This is a genomic window from Sporichthya sp., from assembly GCF_013815995.1.
In the GTDB taxonomy this organism is placed as follows: domain Bacteria; phylum Actinomycetota; class Actinomycetes; order Sporichthyales; family Sporichthyaceae; genus Sporichthya.
Genome location: NZ_JACDFE010000346.1, coordinates 1 through 3047, shown reverse-complemented (window position 1 = coordinate 3047; position 3047 = coordinate 1). Strand labels below are relative to the sequence as shown.

Annotated in this window: 4 protein-coding genes; 2 read left to right on the top strand and 2 right to left on the bottom strand. The window is 72.6% G+C overall.

What is annotated here, in order from left to right; translation table 11 throughout:
- A partial coding sequence (locus H0X00_RS23020; protein WP_293775132.1) for an alkaline phosphatase PhoX occupies positions 1-1313 on the top strand: 1313 nt, incomplete at its 5' end.
- Here H0X00_RS23020 and H0X00_RS23015 read toward each other — a convergent pair.
- A complete protein-coding gene (locus H0X00_RS23015) occupies positions 1297-1704 on the bottom strand; it encodes a hypothetical protein (protein ID WP_367186747.1) in 408 nt (135 codons plus the stop codon). The two genes, H0X00_RS23020 and H0X00_RS23015, sit on opposite strands and share 17 nt — an antisense overlap.
- Positions 1705-1887: 183 nt before the next feature.
- Between H0X00_RS23015 and H0X00_RS23010 the strand changes: the two genes are divergently transcribed.
- Entirely contained in the window at positions 1888-2169 is a 282-nt protein-coding gene (locus H0X00_RS23010; RefSeq protein WP_367186746.1) for a DUF4031 domain-containing protein, read from the top strand.
- Positions 2170-2175: 6 nt separating this feature from the next.
- Here the strand turns inward: H0X00_RS23010 and H0X00_RS23005 are convergent, their stop codons facing one another.
- Positions 2176-2748, bottom strand: coding sequence for a metal-dependent phosphohydrolase (locus H0X00_RS23005; RefSeq protein ID WP_367186748.1), 573 nt, complete (start codon positions 2746-2748; stop codon positions 2176-2178).
- Positions 2749-3047: the final 299 nt, after the last annotated feature.

Sequence of the window (3047 nt, the reverse complement as noted above, 5' to 3'; positions counted from 1 at the left end):
CCCCGGTGCGCGGCGAGGGCCTGGGCGGGCTGGTCCCTGACCCGAAGAAGCGGCTCTCGCTGCCGGCCGGGTTCTCCTACCGGATCGTCGCCGAGGCCGGCGTCACCGAGCTTTCCGGCGCGGCCAGGGGCGAGAAGACCCCGGGCAAGCAGGACGGGTCGGCCAGCTTCCGGCGCCCGGGCGGCGGCTATCTGGTGGTGAACAACCACGAGTGCAACCCGGACATGACCGAGCACCTGGTGCCCCCGGTCAAGGGCTGGACCTACGACCCGGGCGCGCCCGGCGGCACCACGACCGTGCAGGTCGACGGCAAGGGGCGCCGGGTCTCGGAGGTGGTGTCGCTGGCCGGCACGCACACCAACTGCGCCGGTGGCCCGACGCCCTGGGGCACCTGGCTGTCCTGCGAGGAGACCGAGGCCCGCAAGGGCGAGGGCGGACTGACGAAGAATCACGGGTACGTCTTCGAGGTCAACCCGCGCAACAATCGCGCCAACCGGGATCCGAAGCCGATCCTGGCGCTCGGCCGGTTCGCCCACGAGGCCGCCGCGGTCGACCCGGGCACCGGCCAGATCTACCTCACCGAGGACGCCTCCGGTCCGCTGGGACTGCTCTACCGCTTCACCCCACCCCGCAGGTTCCGCGGCCTCGGGGACGGCACTCTGCATCGGCTCGGCAGCGCGGCGGGGACGCTGTCGGCGATGCGGGCGCTGGATTCGCGCGGTCGGGTGGTCCGCGATCTGTCCGTCGCGCACAAGCCGGGCACCACCTACCGCGTGGAGTGGGTCGAGGTGCCGGACCGGGACGCGGTTGCGGTGTCCACGCGCAAGCAGTTCGGCTACGACGGGGTGAAGGGCAAGGCGGTCACCCGCAGCCGGAAGCTCGAGGGCGCCTGGTGGAGCCGGGGTGGGGCGTACATCGTCGCCTCCTACGCCAAGCCCGCGGACGACGGCAGCGCGGCCGCACACGAGGGCCAGGTCTGGTTCCTCGACCCGGTGCGCCGCACCCTGAGGCTCGTGCTGTGGTTCGCCCCGAACAGGAACCACGACAAGCGCGTCGACGGCCCGGACAACATCGTCGCCTCGCCCTTCGGTGGCGTGATCCTGGCCGAGGACGGTGCGGGCGCGCAGCACCTGATCAGTGCCACGGCGAGCGGCGCCACGACGTTCCTGGCCCGCAACGAGGTGCGCGACGGCGATGAGTACTCGGAGTTCACCGGGCCGAACTTCACCTACGACCGCAAGTTCCTGTTCGCCAACGTGCAGACGCCGGGGACCGTCTTCGCGATCCGGGGTCCGTTCAACCGGTTGGGCTGAGGCTCCCGAGCGGGGCGGCCACGGTCCCGGAGCGTTCGCAGATCCAGGTCGGATCCGCGCCGAGCTCGGGGGTGATCCGCAGCTCGTGGACCGGCGCCTCGTCCGGCTCGCACAGCCGGCACAGCGGCCAGCGGCCGACCCCCGCGTCGAAGAGCGCGTCCTGGACGTCCTGCGCGACCTGCCCCGCGACGTAGGCCGCGCCCTCGGGCCACTCGTCCGCCCACCAGCGCCGTCCGGCCACCGCGTCGTCCAGGATGTTGGCCGCCGCCGCGTTCGCCCACGCGGTGCTGGTCAGGTCCGCGAGCACGCGCGCCCGGGCGTCGAGCAGGGCCTCATCGGTGCGCACGGGGCCAATTCTCCCTGCCGGCGGTGCCACCACCCGCTCATGCATGAGCGAGTGGTCGTTGGAATCGGGACAAATCGGACAGCGAGTGACCACTGGGTCATGTAAGACGAGCTGAAGTGGCAGGCGGGGCGGGGCGGATCGAACCTTTCACGCAGGCCTGGGTACGCCGTTGGTGTTACGTGTGCCAAGTCACCGGACGATTCTGGGCGCGCTGCCTAATCTGGAGACGTGGCGATGTTGATCGATCCTCCGACCTGGGCCGGACACGGCCGACTGTGGTCGCACGTCGCCAGTGACACCTCGCTGGCCGAGCTGCACGCCTTCGCGTCAGTGGCGGGGATTCCGGCTGAGGCCTTCGACCGGGACCACTACGACGTCCCGTCCGAGTGGTACGACCGGATGGTCGCCGCCGGCGCGACACCGGTCTCGCCGCGGGACATCGTGCGCGCCCTGCGCGCTGTCGGCCTGCGCACCCCGAAGGTGCCGGCCAGCCTGCGTCAGGCCTCCTGACGCTCCTCAGCTCGTCAGCGTCGCCAGTTCGGCTCTGACGTTCGCCCGCGCGTCCGCCTCCCAGCGCTCCCTTCCCGCTGGGGTGCGGAATAGCGCGGGCGCAGCCAGCAGGCGGCGCAGGATCTCGGCCCGGCCGGCGTGGAACGTCTCATCGGTCACGTGCGCGTACTCGGCCCGCACGGCCTCGACGTAGCGCGCGTAGTTCGCCGGTCCGGCGGCCAGGATCGCGAGGTCGGCGTCGCAGAGGGTCTCGCCGTTGTGGTCGCCGAACGCAGGGTCGTGGGTGGCGGTGAGCCGCACCAACCGCGCGGTCTCGGCGACCAGTGCCCCCGGCAGCGCGAGCGCGGGCAGCTCGGCCTCGGCCAGGCGCGCGCTGTTCTCCTCGTCGTCGGGGGCGCCGGCGTAGACCGCGTCGTGGTACCAGGCCGCCAGACGAACGGCGTCGAGGTCCTGCGCGTGCCCGGCCAGGTCGTGCAGGTTGTCCAGCACCGCCGTCAGGTGCGCGAGGTCGTGGTAGCGGCGGTGCGGCTCGGCCCAGCGCGCGATCAGGTCCCGGCCGGTCGCGGTCGGGTCGCGCATCGTGAGCCGGGCGAGCAGGCCGTCCCAGCGGGCGGTCAGGGCATTGGTGTCCATGGGCACCATCCTGGCCGTCTTGCGTTCGCCTGTGCGGCGTGTCTTTTACGCCCTCGCGTCGGCTGACCCCGGCAACGTCCGGGTCGTCGCCGTCCGCCCGGGCGCGACTGGCGAACGCCCAGTCCAGGAGAACGCATGGATCGCAGGACCTTTGTGAGCAGTGCCGTCGCGCTCGGCGCCGGCGCCGCCGTGTTCGGGGGGTCGCTCTGGCGAGGGGCCGCGGCGGCGCCCGCGCAGCCCGGTGC